The organism is Bacillus pumilus (assembly GCF_003431975.1).
In the GTDB taxonomy this organism is placed as follows: Bacteria; Bacillota; Bacilli; order Bacillales; family Bacillaceae; genus Bacillus; species Bacillus pumilus_N.
The window spans coordinates 952,411-969,682 of the sequence record NZ_CP027116.1; the positions used below are offsets into that span (position 1 = coordinate 952,411).

Consider the following 17,272-nt stretch of genomic DNA (forward strand, 5'->3'; position numbering starts at 1 on the left):
TGAGTTGTCATCCATTACGATAAAGATGTATTTAAAATACATCTTTTGAAAGAAGGAATGACGATGTTATCAAAAGATCAAATGAATGCTATTAAACAATCAGCCCCTTTATTAAAAGGTGAGGGAACCAAACTTGTGACTGTTTTTTATCAAAATATGATCAGGCAGCATCCGGAGCTACTCAATCAATTTAATAAAACAAATCTCATGAACGGAAGTCAGCCTGAAGCGCTTGCTGCGACACTCTATCAAGCTGCATTGCACATTGACCGATTAGAAGAATTGCTTCCTGCGGTCAAACAAATTGCCCATAAACATGTCAGTGTCATGGTCAAAAAAGAGCAATATCCAATCGTCGGATATTACCTCATTGAAGCGATGAAAGAAGTGTTTGGTTTAACGAAAGAAGATGACACGCTTTTAGCTTGGAAGGCCGCATATGATATCATTGCGAATATTTTCATCACCATTGAAGCAGAAATGATGGAGGAGAACGCAAAGCAAACAGGCGGATGGGCAGATGTGAAACCGTTTGTGATTAAGAAAAAGGTACAGGAATCTCCGTCTCTGGTCTCCTTTTACTTAGTACCAGAGGACGAATCAGAACTGCCAATGTTTGAAGCAGGGCAGTACATTACAGTACAGGCAGATATGCCAGGAGAAGCCTATATGTGCAGCAGACAATACAGTTTATCAGATCAGCATCATCCATCCTATTATCGTATGACAGTGAAGCGTGATGGACATGTGTCTACATTTTTACATGATGAAATGGGAGAGGGAGACGTTCTTCAAGTAAGTATGCCTCAGGGAATGTTCTGTTTGGAAGAAGTCACTGAAGAGCCTGCATATTTCATTAGTGCTGGCTCTGGTGTCACACCAATGATCGGATTAATGAAAACAGCTGCTCAAAACAGGCAGCCTTTTACGATGATTCATGCAGATCGATTAGAGGATGTAACCGCTTTTGAAAATGAATTTGAAAGTGTTCTAGCTTCAGCTTCTCATGGACGCATCATCTTATGTAATGACCAATTTGCACAATCTGGTAAAGGAGAGCTTGTTGAGAAGGTAGCCACCCGTATTGACCGCCCATTCCTTCAATCAGTAATTGGAGAGGGAAAAGGACAATTTTATCTATGCGGTTCTCCGGTGTTTACACAGGACATGATTCATATCTTAAAAGAGCTAGGAATTCCTGAGCAGAATATTCATTTCGAAGCATTTGGCGGGCAGTCTACGAAAGAAATGGAAGTGGTCTAAACGAAAGGCGGAACATCATGTTTTTGTACATACGCTCATATAGTAGGGATAAGTCCGATGAGGAGGGATGGTTTCCTTGAGCGTATCTGAAAAACGACTTTTACAAAGAGCCATTGATGAAATTACAGAAATTGCAGAAGGATTTGGTCTAGATTTTTATCCGATGAGGTATGAAATCTGTCCCGCGGAAATTATTTATACATTCGGTGCATACGGCATGCCAACACGATTTAGCCACTGGAGCTTTGGAAAGCAATTTCATAAAATGAAGCTTCATTATGATTTAGGATTAAGTAAAATTTATGAGCTGGTCATCAATTCAGATCCTTGCTACGCCTTTCTACTTGATAACAACACGCTTGTTCAAAATAAATTAATTGTGGCTCATGTACTGGCACATTGTGATTTCTTCAAAAATAATTGCCGTTTCCAAAACACAAAACGAGACATGGTAGAAAGCATGTCAGCGGCGGCAGAGCGGATCAAAGAATATGAGCATCTCCACGGAACGAAGGAAGTGGAATCCTTTTTAGATGCCGTATTGGCTCTTCAGGAGCATATTGACCCGTCTCTTGTTCGTTCAAAACTAAGCTGGAATATGGACGATGAAGAAGAATGTGAAGATGATAAACCAAAGCGACAGACCCCGTATGATGATTTGTGGGGAATGGATGAGCCGAAGACGCGTGAGAAAAAGAAAACCGTTAAGCACTTTCCGCCAAAACCTGAAAAGGATATTTTGCTGTTTATTGAAGCGCATTCCCGAGAGCTAGAGCCGTGGCAGCGAGACGTCCTCACCATGCTGAGGGAGGAAATGCTCTATTTTTGGCCGCAGCTCGAAACAAAGATTATGAATGAAGGCTGGGCCTCATATTGGCATCAGCGTATTATGCGCGAGCTTGATTTAGATTCAAGTGAATCGATAGAGTTTGCTAAATTAAATGCAGGCGTGGTGCAGCCCTCTAAAACAGGGATTAATCCTTACTATTTAGGGCTAAAGATTTTTGAAGATATTGAAGAGCGCTATGACAACCCATGTGAAGAATTAAAAAAAGCAGGGGTGACAGAAGGATCAGGCCGTAGCAAAATGTTTGAAGTAAGGGAGATTGAATCCGATATTTCCTTTATTCGGAACTATTTAACGAAAGACCTTGTGATGAGAGAAGATTTGTACTTGTTTCAAAAACAGGGGAGAGACTATAAAGTCATTGATAAAGAGTGGAAGGCAGTTCGTGATCAGCTAGTCAGCATGAGGGTCAATGGCGGCTTTCCTTATTTGACGGTGATGGATGGCGACTATTTAAAAAACAATGAACTCTATATTAAGCATTGGTATGAAGGGATTGAGCTGGATCTGAAATACTTGGAAAAAGTACTTCCATATTTGTATCAGCTATGGGGAAGAAGTGTGCATATCGAGTCAGTTCTTGAAGGAAAAGAAGTCATGTTTTCGTATGATGGTAAAGGAGTTCATAGGAAATACCTCGCATAAAAAAGATCAAAAAAAGATGTCTCGTCGCAGACATCTTTTTTGTCGGTTTTATTGGTTTTTCAGTAGTTTGAAAATGTGTTTTGCTTGATCGGTGTTTTCCATCATTCCTTTTAGCTGCTGACTAGTTGGGCCATATGCATAGAATGGAACCTCGTCACCGGTATGACCTGATGTTGTCCACCCTGTATGTGATCTCGTGTTGATCACGTCTTCAATTGCATCATCAATCTGAACAGCATCTTTTGTTTCAGCAGCTTTTTGAATCGAAGCCATTTCTTCTGTTGTGAAATCAAGATCAATATATCGTTTCAGCGCAGACTCGACCGTCATGCCACTGACGATTTTTTTTGCGATGAAATCTGGTGTCTTTTTCGCTGCTTTTACCGGTTTGTAATCCCAGCTGCCTGAACCGTCTGCCCCAAAGGAAAGTCCGCCAGTTGAATGATCAGCAGTCGTGATGACTAACGTATTTTTATCTTTTTTCGCAAAACGGATCGCTTCTTCAAATGCTTTTTCAAAATCCTTCATTTCGCTCATTGCACTGACAATATCATGATCATGTCCAGCCCAGTCAATTTGACTTCCTTCGACCATAAGGAAAAATCCTTTTTTGTTTTTAGACAGCTGTTTAATGGCAGAAGACGTCATGTCTTGAAGGGAAGGGGTCTTTTGATCACGATCAATCGCTTTATCCAGACCGCCATCAGCAAAAATGCCTAGTACCTTTTGATTGTTGTTTTTTTGTAGAGCGGCTTTATTGGTGACATAATGATATCCAGCTTGTTTGAAATCCTTCGTCAAATCACGATCCTTTCGGACAAAATCGACAAGACCTCCGCCAAGCATGACATCGACTGTATGCTGTTTTCCGATTTTTTCATCAAAGAAATCATCAGCGATGGCTGCTGTGTTTTTTCTGGATACATCGTGAGCTGCATATGCAGCAGGGGTGGCATTCGTTAATTCAGATGTGACGACAAGTCCCGTAGACTTACCTTTGCGTTTTGCTTCTTCTAGAACGGTTTTTAATTTTTTGCCGTTTTTATCTACACCAATCGCATTGTTGTATGTCTTTTTCCCAGTTGCCATGGCTGTACCAGCCGCTGCTGAGTCGGTGATATTGTTTTTAGAGTCGTTAGGGTATGTTTTGTGCATGCCAGTGAGGTAAGGATCAAACGCTGTTTGCTTTGAAAGGTCTCCATTGTGTTTAAATGAGCGGTAAGTTGAATGATAGGGTGTTCCCATTCCATCTCCAATCAGCACGATCACATTTTGCACGTCATTTTTTGGCTTCTTTTTCGCCTCTGCATTGTCAGGTTGTCCAAATTCTATTCCTGAAAAAATGCCAATCGATAGCACAGATGCTGCTGCCACTGCAGCTATTTTCGTTTTCGAGCTTTTCAACACACTCATTCATTTTGCCTCCTCATTGTTTATGTATCGCTCTTACGTTTACAATGGTAGAGCAGAATTGTGGATTCCCATTTACAGGATCGTAAAGTTCACTTTAAAATTGTAAATATCCACTTTACATAGAATGGACCAAAAAAGAGAAATGAATGTATCATTTATCCATGACAAGACGCGTTTATTTTGTCATGATTGTGTAATGAAAATGAAATAAAAAGAACCCTAAAAAAAAATAATTTTTGCCGAATTAATAAGCATAATGTCGTAGGAAGTCAAGACTATTTCTTCTGGTATTTGATCCTTATAATAGTAAGTAGATAAAATTCGGATCACGATAGATACATACAGGAGGAACAAATGAAAAAACAATTGATCACAGCTGCAAGTGCAGTTCTACTTGGGACGACATTATTTGCCGGAGCTGCCTCAGCACAATCAGTAAAGGTTCAAAAAGGTGACTCTCTTTCTGTTCTAGCGAAAAAATACAAAACAACCGTAAGCAAGATTAAATCAGACAATAAGCTGAAATCTAACACGATTTATATTGGACAAACCTTAAAAGTGAATGGTACTTCTTCAAAAAAAGCAACGAAAACATCAAAAACAACAACAAAAGTAAAAGCGGCTTCAACGACAGCCACTCATAAAGTGGTGAAAGGTGATACCCTATCTAAGATCGGTAAAAAGTACGGGATGACTGTAAAAGAGCTGAAATCGTTAAATAAACTCAAAACAGACCTCATCAAAATTGGACAAAAGCTAAAAGTAAAAAAGACATCTAAAAAAGTGAAGTCCACACCTGTTAAAGAAAAAACTGTTTCTGCTTCTTCTTTAAACACATCTAAGCTCGTAGCAGATGCTAAAGCGCACAATGGCACACCATATAAATGGGGTGGAACGACACCGAAGGGCTTTGATTGCAGCGGTTTTATGTGGTATATCATTAACAAACAAAAGAAGATCTCAAGACAAACAACTGAAGGTTTCTGGGGATCGATGAAAAGCGTATCAACACCAAAGGTCGGCGATTTTGTGTTCTTTACCACATATAAATCGGGTCCATCTCACATGGGTGTGTATCTCGGGAACAACAAGTTTATTCATGCTGCGTCTGACGGTGTGACAATCAGTGATATGAAATCAAGCTACTGGAAGCCAATTTATCTTGGCGCGAAAACATTTGTGAAATAGATGATTCTAAGAGACTGTTTATGAAGCAGTCTCTTTTTTATTTGCACTATAGATTTAAGAAAATAAATCGATATACAAAAAAGCCCGTGCTGCTTGGCATTAGTCAAGTAACAAGGGCTTTTTATTTAATGAGATTTAAAAACCTAGTTGAAGATCGACATCAATTGATACGATCGCATAGACACAAACAATGACAAAAATATTCAGGACGACACCGAGGAAACCTGGGCCTGTACGCCCTTTTTTTATGAACAGTTCAATAACGCCAAATGGAACTGCGGCCATTGCAAAAGGAAGCATTTGAAAAGAATAAAATGTCACGTTGCTAATAATGGCGAGGTTCAGCATAAGAAGAGATAATATCGCTGTACCGACAGAAATCCAGCCAAATACATTATGCTCTTTAAAAATTCTTACCAATTCCATAATTCCACCTCGCTCACTTTAGCCGTTTTAATGCGTTTTGTTTTGACAAATTTCTCAATTTCTTTTGAAGGACCTGTAATCACAGAGCCGTAAACCGTGACACCATTTTTGTTGATATAGCGTATGCGGTTTGATAGATCAAGTTCAGGTCTGCCAGAGATTGTTTTTGCCCAGTTTGGGTGCTGGTTAACATAGGCAAGCGCATCTTTGAATTGATCGACTTCTGTTTTTGGTGTGTGCTTAAGCTCTTTTAAAAATTCAGAGTCTTTCCCAGGAAAGCCGATTGGACGCTGATTCCCGCTTAATGAATCCTCTGTTTTCATCGCATTCCAGAGCACTTTCATATCATATTTTTTAGCAAAGGAATAAACGTCCTTTGGTGTGTAAGCTTTGTCATAGGATACATACACTTCACTGACTGTTCCTTCAGGAAGCTTGTCTAAAGTGGTGAGTGTCTGTTTTTTTGATGCATCTGGCTGCGCCGAAGGATGGGTAAAGAAATCCTCCGTATTGCGTGCGTTGTCACCATAATAAGAGATAGTAGGCTGCTTTAATTTATCGAAAAACATCTCGATTTGTTCACTGCCAATCGCTTCTGTTTTATTGCCAATTTGTTTTTGTAGCTTCAATTCGGTGTTCATCCCAAAGAGCTTGACCTGACCTTTTAAATCCTTCATATCAATCGCCACGTTCGGTTTTGTCAACGCGACCGTGACAGCGGCTGTTTCCATAAAGTGATTGCCTTTGCTCTCTGCTCCGCCAACGCCGTAGTATAGATAACTTCCTAATGTACAAAGCGGTAAAATAATAAGTGTAGAAATAACAGCAAGTACGGAAATACGTAAATAAGACTTTCTTTTTCCGTATTGTAAAATGGCTTTTTGCTTTTCAGGACTGATCGAAAAATCTGTCCAATCCGAGTCGTTCAGTTCTTGACTTAAGCGTTTTTCGTTTTCTTCAAGCTCTTCTTCAAACGCCATCATTTCTTCCTCATTCATTTCACCATTATTATATTTTTCCCATCGCTTGTTAAACTCTTCATTCATCATTAACACCTCTGTTATAAAGTGCTTTTAGGCGCTGCCTTGCACGAAATAAAACACTTTTAAAATTTGCTTCAGTAATATTCATGACCTTGGATGCTTCCTTGTAATTCAATTCTTTTAAATAATACAATGTCAACGCTTCCTTGTAGTTATCTGGAAGCTGCTCCAAATACATGTTGAGGACTTCTTTTATTTCAACCTGTTCGGCAGGGCTTTGTACAGACGTTTGTAAAAGTCCGCCAATGAGGTCATCCGATATGGTCACTTCTTTTTTATGTTTCCTGACATAATCAATAAAAGCATTTCGTGCCACCTGAAATAACCAAGGTTTCACTTTGCTATGGTCGTAGGAATGAATATGTATATAAGCACGCATAAAGGTTTCCTGCAATAAGTCTTCTGCCAAATGTTTGTCTTTTGTCATGGAGAGCAGAAACCTGTAAACATCGTTCATATACATTTGATAAATTTCATCGATCGTCACTGATTTTTCTCCCCTCTATGTTATACACGCATAAGAAAGGCATAAAGTTGCACGAAACTTCTCAATACCGTACATTACTCATCTCTTTCGCCGAATCAAAATCATTTCTCCTTATCATAGCGAAATTTGTGTCATTTATAAAGTATTTTCAATAGAACAAATCAGGAAAAAACCTCGAAAAACGACAAAATTGGACACAATTCTATTCTATTCTCTCCTAAAACAATAGAGATGAATACAGAAAGAACAGTGATTTCTAACGAAAAAGGAGGAGAAGGTTTGACTGCGAGGTGAAATTTTTAGTACCAGGTAATAAAAAATTTGTTATAATAGAGTCAAATCCTTCATTCTTTAAACAAAGGAAGTGCACTATGTATAAATTTTCAGGCTATACCATCAAAGTACTATTTTCTCTCCGAGGCGGAATCAAAGTATATCAAAAAGAGAATCTGCCAACGGATCGGGGGTTTGTCATTGCATGTACACATGAGGGTTTTGTGGATGTTCTTGCATTAGGCGCAGGAATTCTTCCGTTTGAGATCCACTACATGGCGAAAAAAGAATTGTTTGCAAATAAATGGATCGGTGGATTTTTAAAGAAAATTCATGCCTTTCCAGTTGATCGAGAGAATCCTGGGCCAAGCAGTATTAAAACGCCCATTAAATTATTAAAAGAGGGAAAGATCGTCGGGATTTTTCCAAGTGGAACACGTACAACAGAAGATGTCCCTTTAAAAAGAGGAGCTGTGACCATTGCCCAGCTTGGTAAAGCGCCAATTGTTCCAGCAGCGTACAAAGGACCATCCAATGCGAAAAGCCTTTTCAAAAAAGGGAAAATGCGCTTAATTATCGGTGAACCGATTGAGCAGTCAGAATTTGAGCATCTACCGCCAAAAGAACGTTTAGGTGCTATGACTGAAGTGTTAAACACGAGAATTAAAGAGCTTGAAGCGCAATTAATGGAAAAGGCATAAGAAAAACGACCGCTTGCTTCGGCAAGGGTCGTTTTTTTGTGATTAAGAAGCGCCTTCTTCAGCTGCTTCTGCTAATTGTTCATTCAGCTTTTTGACTTCGATGTACGCCACATGGTGTCCATCGACTTCATTAATAATAAATTCATAGCCTTGTTCACGAATGGCATCATTTTTCTCAACTTCATATTTCTGTGTAAGGAACCAGCCGCCGATTGTATCGACCTCTTCGTTATCAAGCTGTGTACCTAAGAGGAGGTTGACTTGATCAACGAGAACCTTTCCATCAAAGATATAATGGTCTTCTCCAAGTTTACGGACTTCGTTGATTTCATCAATGTCGAACTCGTCACGAATTTCACCAACGATTTCTTCAAGGATGTCTTCAACGGTCACAAGACCTGCTGTTCCGCCATATTCATCTGATAAAATGGCCATGTGTACACGTTCACGCTGCATTTTGAGCAGTAGATCATGAACAGGAACCGTTTCAATCACATGAATGATCGGATTGACAAACTTTTCAATCGTATCGCTTGTAGAACATTCACCGCTAATGCAGGCAGTGAGAACCTCTTTAATGTTCAGAACACCAATAATGTTGTCTTTATCGCCATCTTCAATTGGATAACGTGTATATTTCTCTACCTTGGTCACCTTCAGCATTTCTTCAATGGTAATATCATGAGGGAAGCTGACAACTTCAGTACGAGGAATCATAATTTCTTTCGCAAGACGGTCATCAAATTCAAAAATTTTATTTACATATTTGAATTCAGACTGGTTAATCTCGCCGCTTTTATAGCTTTCTGATAAAATAATCCGCAATTCTTCTTCAGAGTGCGCCATGTCATGCTCAGAAACTTGTTGAAGACCGAACGCTTTTGTTAACAAACGAGCAGATCCATTTAATACCCAGATGAACGGGAACATCACTTTGTAAAAAATCATGAGTGGTCTAGCAAAAAGAAGGGATACTTGCTCTGCCTTTTGAATGGCGAGTGTTTTAGGTGCAAGTTCTCCAACCACAACGTGTAAAAACGTCATAATACTAAACGCAATAATAAAAGTGACAATAGAACTAGCAGATTGAGGAATGGACAGCTCTACAAATAGTGGAGCAAGCATGTGTGCAATGGTTTCTTCCCCTAACCAACCAATCCCAAGGGCGGTAATGGTAATACCGAGCTGACAGGCCGACAGATACTCATCAAGGTGAGTCGTGACATGCTTGACAGCAACTGCTGTTTTATTACCTTCTGCGATTAATTGATCAATTCTTGAGCTTCTTAAGCGAATGATCGCAAACTCTGATGCAACGAAAAATGCGGTTAAAGCTATAAGTAAAGCAACTATAAGTAAATTAACTATGTCCAATTAAGGCCTTCGTTCTGACTTTGAGAACGAAGGTAACACCTCCTGTTTAGTAAAAATTTTAACTTAACAGCAGTAAAAATGATTGGACAGCCGTCATTTTTTCAGGTGTAAGCTGCTCTTTTAGTTTTTCACGTTGTTCTGGCTGAAGCTGCTTACAACGTGCCAAAATGCGGTCCATATGCTCATTCATCCGATCGATATCAGAGGTTAAATGGACAAGTTCATCAGGATTTTCCTTTTGAGAAGGGAATTGTTCATCTAATCTAGATTTGATGTCAGAAAGAGCCAATCTCTGCTGTTTGCAAAGAACGATTAATTGTAATCGTTTTAAAGCATGTTCATCGTAATAACGATAATTCGAGCAAGATCTAACAGGTACAAGCAAACCTAGATTTGTATAATAATCTACAGTTCGTTTCGTCACCTGTGCAATCTGCGCTAGTTCACCAATACGATACTTTTTCTCAGCCCCATCTGAACATCCCCTCCTAACCGTCACGTTATAGTTTATGAAAATAGTTTAATATAATTCTAGCCCGAAATACAAGTTAATTGTTCATATTTCCTGCCGATATGAAGAGTAGAGGGGGATTTCCCTCGGTATCGGTTACTGTCAAATTTAACATGGCGATACAGGAATTTTCAGATTATTTATGGTAAGATAAAATGAACACCGTTTCATATATATGTAGAGAAACGGAATGATACGTGAACCGGAGGTGGTTAAGTGGGGCCCTCAAAGTAGTCTTATTTAATCAGTTAACCGTTTTGCACAACATCACATCATCAATCAGGAGGTGACTCCTTGTTCTTCTAAGAAAGAGCAAGGTTAAATGGACGATATTGTTAATCTGAGTATAGTCGGTGTTTTGATTGCTTTAACAGCTTTCTTTGTTGCATCTGAATTTGCCATAGTAAAGGTAAGAAGTTCAAGAATTGATCAGCTTGTTTCCGAAGGGTCCAAAAAGGCCATCGTGGCGAAAAAGGTGACATCAAGGCTAGATGAATATTTGTCAGCCTGTCAGCTTGGTATTACAGTGACATCCCTTGGTTTAGGGTGGATTGGTAAGCCGGCTGTTAAAGAACTTTTGGTTCGAGGTTTCGGTTTGACAAACATTCCTGATTCAGCAATCAGCCTGATCTCAGCAACACTTGCGTTCTCTATTATTACCTTTTTGCATGTAGTCGTTGGTGAGCTTGCACCAAAAACGCTCGCGATTCAAAAGGCAGAAAAAATGACGCTCTGGCTGTCAGGCCCGCTGCATGCATTTTATATCCTGATGTTCCCTTTCATTTATGTGTTAAACGGGTCAGCCCGTGTGCTAACCAAAATGATGGGCATCGATATGGGGTCTGAAAAAGAACATTCCCATTCTGAAGAGGAATTGAAGATTTTATTATCTGAGAGCTTAAAAAATGGGGAAATCAACCCATCAGAATATAATTATATGAACAAGATTTTCGACTTTGATAATCGAATTGCCAGAGAGATCATGATTCCTCGGAGAGAAATTTGTGCGATTCCAGAAGATATGCCGCTAGATGATATCCTCGCCATCATGACGAAGGAAAAATATACACGCTTTCCCGTGTTTTCAGGGGATAAAGACCATGTCATCGGCATGCTTAACAAAAAGCAGCTCTTTGCAGATCTTGTGTATCAAGGAGAAAAAGATCAACTGAAAATTCAAGATTATATATACCCAGTGATTGAAGTCATTGACACGATTCCTATTCAGGAGCTTCTCGTCAAAATGCAGCGTGATAGAATGCATATGGCGATTTTAACCGACGAATATGGCGGAACATCTGGACTTGTCACAACAGAAGATGTTTTAGAAGAGATTGTCGGAGATATTCGAGATGAATTCGACGAAGATGAGCAGCCTGTTATTCAAAAAAGAGCCGATCAGCATTATGTTTTAGATGGCAAAGTGAGATTAGATGAAGTGCAAGATTTAATCGAAATCTCCTATCATGATGAAGAAATTGATACAATAGGCGGGTTAATCTTAAAAGAGAATATTGATATCCGAGAAGGACAATCCATTTACATTGATGATATTCGAATGAAGGTGCTGGAGATGGATGGACGCTACGTGAAAAAGATCGACTTGAAGAAGGGCGTTTCATCATCAGAAAAAGGAAATGCACGCACTGGGCTTGATATAAAAGAACCGCTGTTAGTAAACGAAATGACCTTGAGCGAAAAATAAGCTCAAGGTTTTTTTAGGTATTTAGCCTCTTTTAACGAATGTACGTTCGGTTTATAATAAGAACAAACGTTCGTTAGAGGGGGATGGACATGCTTTGGTATGAAACAGCAAGTATCACGGAGAAAAAAACCTCAATGAAACGAATTGAGTTTCATTTGAAGAATTTTAAAAATTATCAGGCGGCGATTGTAAATATTGAAAGGCAGCTTGAAAAAAGAAACCCGCTCCATCTGGATCATATGACAAGGAAGAAATTAGAAGAGCAAAAGAGTCAGTATGAACTTATCGTTGTCTGTATTGAAACCGCACTAAAAGAGTTGGATGAAATAGAGCGACAACTCATCGATTACAAATATTTTCGAGATTGGCGCATGGCCAAGTGTGCTATGGAAATCGGCTACAGTGAGAAAACACTCTTTCTAATGAAACGTCAGCTCATGGATCAACTGCTCATCAGTCTAGCCGCCATTACGAATATTTAAAATAGATGCTGTCCTATTTGATAAAACGCAGCAAAGAGACAGAAAGACCCAACGAGTGTCACAAATAAGTAGACAGCAAGTTTTCCGATTTGCCGCTGCTGCAGCATGGTCGCAGACTCTACACTAAACGTAGAAAATGTTGTGAAACCACCGAAAAAACCAGTTCCAATAATCACGAGTAGCGGATGATTTGCCGCTACGGCACCTGTCACTACACCTAAACCGGCTGCGCCTAATAAGTTGATGAGAATGATACTATACGGGAAACGTGCATGAGACTTCTTTTTCTGTATCGATTGGCTGATGAAAAAGCGAAGGGCGCTGCCAATCCCACCAGCAACAGCTGTATATAAAACGATCATTTATTTGCTTCCTTTCTGCTGCTTATTTTGATGAAAGAGACGCTGAGACATCATCAGTCCACATAAGGCAGCGGCCACTCCGAAAGGGACTGAGCTCAGAATATACATCACACTTGAGGTGAACTGCCCCGTTTGTAATAAAAGAACTGTTTCTTTAGAAAAAGTCGACATTGTCGTAAAACCTCCGCAAAAACCTGTTCCGATCAAAGCGGCAAGATATTTTTTGTCCTTCCGGAACATAAAATATCCTGTTGACAAACCAAGCAGAAGACTACCTATCACGTTTTCAATTAGCGTTGCATAGGGAAAGGATTCACTGACAACGGCTTGGCTTAATTCATACCTGCAAAGCGTCCCGATTAGTCCGCCAATAAATACGGCAAAATATGCTTTCATTTACATCATTTCTCCTTTAGAAAAAATGCCGGATGATCTGTCACCACTCCATCAACGGGGTATTTTTTGATCCAATCGGCTGTTTTTTGATCTTTTACAGTCCATGTAAATACATCCATCCCGAATGAGTGAATGCGGTCTATCCACCGTCTGTTGATCATCGTTTTCTTCATATTAAGACAATCGGCAAACGAGCGATACGCTGTTAATTTTCTTTTCGCCAGTTTGAATGGAGTAGGCTTTATGATTAAAGCTGTTCGAAGAGAAGGGGCGTAAGCTTTGATTCTTTGAAGGGCACTCTCATCAAAAGATTGAACCATGATATGACGAGAATAGGCAAACTGATTGATGATATTGATAACTGCCTGTTCAATTCCTATCTGCCGTTTTGGGTGTTTGATCTCGATTAATATTCCGATTCGCTGGCTGTATCTCTCAAGAACTTCTTGTAATGTTGGCATTCGTTCGTTCGTGTATTGAGGATCAAACCAGCTTCCTGCGTCCAGTTTTTTCAGCTGATCAAGTGTATAGCTTTTGACGAAGCCGCTTCCGTTCGTTGTTCGGTCAACTGTATCATCATGGATCACGACAACGTGCTGATCCATTGTGAGCTGTACATCTAATTCAATATAATCTGCACCCTGCTGAACAGCTAAATCAAACGCGGCGATTGTATTTTCTGGGGCAGCGCTTGATGACCCTCTATGCGCGATAATATACACATGCTCCAGCTCCCTGACATAAGTTCTAGTCTTATCATATCAAATGCTTTCCCGTTTTTCCTTCTTTACTATATGGAGGGAAGAAGAGCAGTATGTAAGGGCGAACGGCATGTGCCGAGAAAGTATGAGGTTTCAAATATGAAAAGTTGCAGGAATATCCCAAGCTTTCATTGAGTAAATCTGAATAACATCAATTTTTCTTCGATCAATTTTCTCCAAATCGTCAGCGTTCGCCAAAATATTAGTGCTTTCGTCATGTTGACTGAAAATTCTGATGTTTTATAATGATGAAAAGGAGGCGAGATGATTGGGTAAAGGGAGAATTAGAGTGGAAGAACGTATTAAGGTCGAAACGGATGCTGAAATGTTTAAAGCGACTCTCCTTGATCAGGCTCAGAAGAAAAAGTAGTTTGCTGCCCGTCGATATGTCTCTAGCCAAAATTTCATAAATGCACATCAAGCCTCGGGATCAGTCCCGAGGCTTTTTATATAGAGGTCAGACATTTAAGAGAGGACATGAACGAAGGTTATATTATAAACTAGAGAGGATTGTTTTAAAGGAGAGAGACAAACATGTTTACACAAAAATGGATGGATACATATTTTACAGTAGATATTGCGATCCAAATCGGCATTAGCCTTTGTATTTTATTGCTTTTTTTATTGCTTCGGAAAGTATTTACGAAGTACTTATTTCATCTTCTCTTTAGGCTGACCAATCGGTCTAAAACAGAGGTCATTAACCAAATTGTGGTGGCATTCGAAAAGCCCGCGAGGCTGTTTTTTGTCGCACTTGGTTTATATTTTGCGCTAAGGCAGGCACCATATTTTGAGCATCATATGGATGTCATCATCAAATTATATAGATCCTCCATTATATTGATGCTGACATGGGGGCTTTGTAATTTAACCGCTGCTTCTTCTTTCTTATTTCAAAAAGTAAATTCGAAATTTGAATTAGAAATGGATGATATTTTAGCTCCGTTTTTATCAAAGGTACTTCGTTTCATTATCATTGCACTGAGTATTAGCGTGATCGCACAAGAATTTAATTATGATGTAAACGGACTGGTGGCAGGTCTTGGTTTAGGTGGTCTAGCTTTTGCGCTTGCAGCACAAGATACTGTAGCGAACTTTTTTGGAGGGATTGTCATCATTACAGAGAAGCCTTTTACGATGGGCGACTTTGTAGAGACACCAAGTGTTCTTGGGACTGTCGAGGACATTACATTTCGTAGCACAAAATTTAGAACACCTGCTGAAGCCGTTGTGACAGTTCCAAATTCTACGCTTTCAAAGGAACCTATCACGAACTGGACGAGAATGAATAAACGCCAAATTACATTTTCCGTACGAGTATCTTACAATACACCAAAGGAAAATCTTGACCGCTGCATCAAACGTCTCAAAGAAATGCTGTATGAGCATGATGGTGTGCATAAGGAGACGATTATGGTCAATCTCGATGTACTGGCTGACAGTTATTTGAATTTATTTTTCAACTTTTACACAAACACGACGGCCTGGGCTGAAAACCTTGATATTAAACAGGACATTAACTATCGTATCATGGGTATTTTCCAAGAAGAAGGTGTAGAATTTGCCTTCCCTGGACAGACCATTTATATGAAACAAAAAGGTGTGAAACAGCTGGGTCAATAAAGGAGGAATGGTGAGTGGATCAATCAAAGGTGGAAGCGCTAAGAGAGAAATTAACGCAGGCTTCACATATTATGGTGCTTTCAGGTGCAGGTATGAGTACAGAATCGGGTATCCCTGATTTTAGATCAACGGGTGGCTTGTGGACTGAAGATACCGCCCGCATGGAGGCAATGAGCCGATCCTACTTTTTATCAAATCCTCATCAATTCTGGCCGAAATTCAAGGAATTGTTTCAGATGAAAATGAGCGGGGAGTACGAGCCGAATAGTGGACATACCTTTTTAGCCAACCTTGAGAAACAAGGAAAGCATGTGGATATTTTCACTCAAAATATCGACAGCCTGCATAAAAAGGCGGGAAGCCAGCATGTGTATGAACTCCACGGTTCCATTCAAACAGCTACTTGCCCATCGTGCCATACGACATATGAACTTCCTTATTTATTAAAAGAAGAAGTGCCGGTATGTCAAAGAGTTTCCTCAGGAGGGCGCACATGTGGACGTGTGCTGAAAACGGATGTTGTCCTTTTCGGAGATAGAGTTCAACATCTTGATCAAGTAGAGAAATCACTTCAGCAAACAGACTTGCTACTCGTTATGGGAACTTCCCTAGAAGTGGCGCCGGCAAGATATATTCCAGAAGATGCAGCTCAAAATCCTTCCATCTTCAAGGTGATGATGAATTTGAGTGAAACAGAATACGATCCATTGTTTGATCTTGTCTTTCATGAGCGAATTGGTGATCTCGTGAAAGCTTTATAAATCATCAAAAAACCCGCATCCAATAGGTGCGGGTTTTCTTTATTGCTGCAGCGGCTTCATTGTTTCATCAAGGACTTCAAATGTATAGCCCTTCGCTTTTAGCTGTGTGATTAAACTGTTTAAGTATTTTGCTGTCGCTGGCTGATCGTGCATTAAGATGATCTTTGGTTCTTTTGGATGTTTTGTTTCTAGTACTTGTAGTTGATTTAATACCTCTGGCACATATTTTGAGCTTTTATATTTCCAATCAAGACTATCAATTGTCCAATCCCAGTAGACAAAGCCATTTTGTTTTAAACGAGCTTTTTGCTGATCAGTTAAATTTGGGACGCTACCGTAAGGCGTTCTCACAAGATGGGTATACTCACCTGTGACAGAAGCCAAAATGCGCTGGTCTTCCTTCATCTCATGAACGGGGGAATCACTTTTTTGATAAAAGCGCTTCACATCATGTGTGATGCCGTGAAGCCCTAACTGATGTCCTTCTTGATGAAGTCTTTTCACAGCTGCGGGATGTTCCTTAATCTGCGGTCCAAGCATGAAGAATGTGGCCTTTACTTGGTGCGCCTTAAGAACATCTAACAGCTGATTCGATGTCGCTGATGGACCATCATCAAAAGTTAAAAAGATCGTTTGATCCGTTACATGTTTGTTTGGGTTGATTTTAAAATGTGCATCTAATGTTTTCGTAGAATCATCTTTTGCTTTCAAACTTTGGCTTGTGTCTCGAAATTGACTGCTCGCAGACATTTCAGCCGGTTTGTCTGCTGCCTGCATATTGGTTTTCGATATATCCCAAATAAAAAAGAGGATCAGTGTCAGAATGACCAAACCAATCGCCTTTGAGAGCAGCAGCGTGTTTGAAGGTGTCTGTTTTTTCGTAGCCCGTTGCATGACAATCGCTCCAATAAATCAAAAATTTGTGTCGAATCATGTAGTAGATTCTGTCTTTTTTCGCTGTTTTTTGTCGTGTTCATATGGAGTAAGTATACAGGAAAAAAGAGCCTATGA

19 protein-coding genes are annotated in these 17,272 nt (G+C 39.7%); 9 read left to right on the plus strand and 10 right to left on the minus strand.

Going from position 1 to position 17,272, the window contains the following annotated elements; all coding sequences use genetic code 11:
- The first annotated feature begins 63 nt into the window (after positions 1-63).
- Entirely contained in the window at positions 64-1,263 is a 1,200-nt protein-coding gene (locus C5695_RS04655; protein WP_117729600.1) for a globin domain-containing protein, read from the plus strand.
- A 67-nt stretch (positions 1,264-1,330) separates the two neighbouring features.
- Positions 1,331-2,755: a SpoVR family protein gene (locus C5695_RS04660; protein WP_395940507.1), complete on the plus strand. Its 1,425-nt coding sequence runs from the start codon at positions 1,331-1,333 to the stop codon at positions 2,753-2,755.
- Positions 2,756-2,803: 48 nt separating this feature from the next.
- Here C5695_RS04660 and C5695_RS04665 read toward each other — a convergent pair whose 3' ends face one another.
- Positions 2,804-4,168, minus strand: a complete 1,365-nt coding sequence (locus C5695_RS04665; RefSeq protein WP_117729605.1) for an alkaline phosphatase — start codon at positions 4,166-4,168, stop codon at positions 2,804-2,806.
- A gap of 354 nt (positions 4,169-4,522) precedes the next feature.
- On the opposite strand from C5695_RS04665, the gene C5695_RS04670 reads away from it, so the two are divergent.
- Positions 4,523-5,356, plus strand: coding sequence for a C40 family peptidase (locus C5695_RS04670; protein WP_117729607.1), 834 nt, complete (start codon positions 4,523-4,525; stop codon positions 5,354-5,356).
- Positions 5,357-5,491: 135 nt separating this feature from the next.
- On the opposite strand, the gene C5695_RS04675 is transcribed toward C5695_RS04670, so the two are convergent.
- Genes C5695_RS04675 through C5695_RS04685 form a run of 3 tightly spaced genes read right to left on the minus strand, consistent with a single transcriptional unit; the run spans position 5,492 to position 7,312 of the window.
- Positions 5,492-5,782 carry a hypothetical protein gene (locus C5695_RS04675; protein ID WP_008348984.1) on the minus strand — a complete coding sequence of 97 codons (291 nt, stop codon included), beginning with the start codon at positions 5,780-5,782 and terminating at the stop codon, positions 5,492-5,494.
- Entirely contained in the window at positions 5,770-6,828 is a 1,059-nt protein-coding gene (locus C5695_RS04680) for an anti-sigma factor (RefSeq protein ID WP_117729609.1), read from the minus strand. Before C5695_RS04680 ends, C5695_RS04675 begins: the two co-directional genes overlap by 13 nt.
- Positions 6,821-7,312, minus strand: coding sequence for a sigma-70 family RNA polymerase sigma factor (locus tag C5695_RS04685; RefSeq protein ID WP_003211938.1), 492 nt, complete (start codon positions 7,310-7,312; stop codon positions 6,821-6,823). Before C5695_RS04685 ends, C5695_RS04680 begins: the two co-directional genes overlap by 8 nt.
- Positions 7,313-7,683: 371 nt before the next feature.
- On the opposite strand from C5695_RS04685, the gene C5695_RS04690 reads away from it, so the two are divergent.
- Positions 7,684-8,286 (plus strand): lysophospholipid acyltransferase family protein, encoded by a 603-nt coding sequence (locus C5695_RS04690; protein WP_106048880.1) that lies wholly within the window; start codon positions 7,684-7,686, stop codon positions 8,284-8,286.
- Positions 8,287-8,328: 42 nt separating this feature from the next.
- Here the strand turns inward: C5695_RS04690 and C5695_RS04695 are convergent, their stop codons facing one another.
- Positions 8,329-9,660, minus strand: coding sequence for a hemolysin family protein (locus C5695_RS04695; RefSeq protein WP_117729611.1), 1,332 nt, complete (start codon positions 9,658-9,660; stop codon positions 8,329-8,331).
- Positions 9,661-9,718: 58 nt separating this feature from the next.
- Complete coding sequence (locus C5695_RS04700; protein WP_117729614.1) at positions 9,719-10,159, minus strand: MerR family transcriptional regulator; 441 nt, start codon at positions 10,157-10,159, stop codon at positions 9,719-9,721.
- Positions 10,160-10,493: 334 nt separating this feature from the next.
- Here C5695_RS04700 and C5695_RS04705 point away from each other — a divergent pair, with 334 nt between their 5' ends.
- Complete coding sequence (locus C5695_RS04705) at positions 10,494-11,876, plus strand: hemolysin family protein (protein ID WP_117729616.1); 1,383 nt, start codon at positions 10,494-10,496, stop codon at positions 11,874-11,876.
- Between the two features lie 89 nt (positions 11,877-11,965).
- Positions 11,966-12,358, plus strand: a complete 393-nt coding sequence (locus tag C5695_RS04710) for a transcriptional regulator (RefSeq protein ID WP_117729618.1) — start codon at positions 11,966-11,968, stop codon at positions 12,356-12,358.
- Here the strand turns inward: C5695_RS04710 and crcB (C5695_RS04715) are convergent.
- The 3 genes from crcB (C5695_RS04715) to C5695_RS04725 are packed head-to-tail and all read right to left on the minus strand — an operon-like array spanning position 12,355 to position 13,838.
- Entirely contained in the window at positions 12,355-12,720 is a 366-nt protein-coding gene (gene crcB / locus C5695_RS04715) for a fluoride efflux transporter CrcB (RefSeq protein ID WP_117729620.1), read from the minus strand. The two genes, C5695_RS04710 and crcB (C5695_RS04715), sit on opposite strands and share 4 nt — an antisense overlap.
- The gene (crcB, locus tag C5695_RS04720; RefSeq protein WP_117729622.1) at positions 12,721-13,116 is read right to left on the minus strand and encodes a fluoride efflux transporter CrcB; all 396 of its coding nucleotides are present in this window, start codon (positions 13,114-13,116) and stop codon (positions 12,721-12,723) included.
- 5 nt (positions 13,117-13,121) lie between these two features.
- The gene (locus C5695_RS04725) at positions 13,122-13,838 is read right to left on the minus strand and encodes a glycerophosphodiester phosphodiesterase (RefSeq protein ID WP_117729624.1); all 717 of its coding nucleotides are present in this window, start codon (positions 13,836-13,838) and stop codon (positions 13,122-13,124) included.
- 307 nt (positions 13,839-14,145) lie between these two features.
- Here C5695_RS04725 and C5695_RS04730 point away from each other — a divergent pair, with 307 nt between their 5' ends.
- The 3 genes from C5695_RS04730 to C5695_RS04740 all read left to right on the plus strand — a co-directional run bounded on the left by C5695_RS04730 (position 14,146) and on the right by C5695_RS04740 (position 16,261).
- Positions 14,146-14,247 carry a YhdX family protein gene (locus C5695_RS04730; protein WP_008359843.1) on the plus strand — a complete coding sequence of 34 codons (102 nt, stop codon included), beginning with the start codon at positions 14,146-14,148 and terminating at the stop codon, positions 14,245-14,247.
- Between the two features lie 164 nt (positions 14,248-14,411).
- On the plus strand, positions 14,412-15,500 hold the full coding sequence (locus C5695_RS04735) for a mechanosensitive ion channel family protein (protein ID WP_117729626.1): 1,089 nt from the start codon (positions 14,412-14,414) through the stop codon (positions 15,498-15,500).
- A 29-nt stretch (positions 15,501-15,529) separates the two neighbouring features.
- Entirely contained in the window at positions 15,530-16,261 is a 732-nt protein-coding gene (locus C5695_RS04740; RefSeq protein WP_395940509.1) for an NAD-dependent protein deacylase, read from the plus strand.
- Between the two features lie 39 nt (positions 16,262-16,300).
- Here the strand turns inward: C5695_RS04740 and C5695_RS04745 are convergent, their stop codons facing one another.
- Positions 16,301-17,155 (minus strand): polysaccharide deacetylase family protein, encoded by an 855-nt coding sequence (locus tag C5695_RS04745; RefSeq protein ID WP_117729630.1) that lies wholly within the window; start codon positions 17,153-17,155, stop codon positions 16,301-16,303.
- Positions 17,156-17,272: the final 117 nt, after the last annotated feature.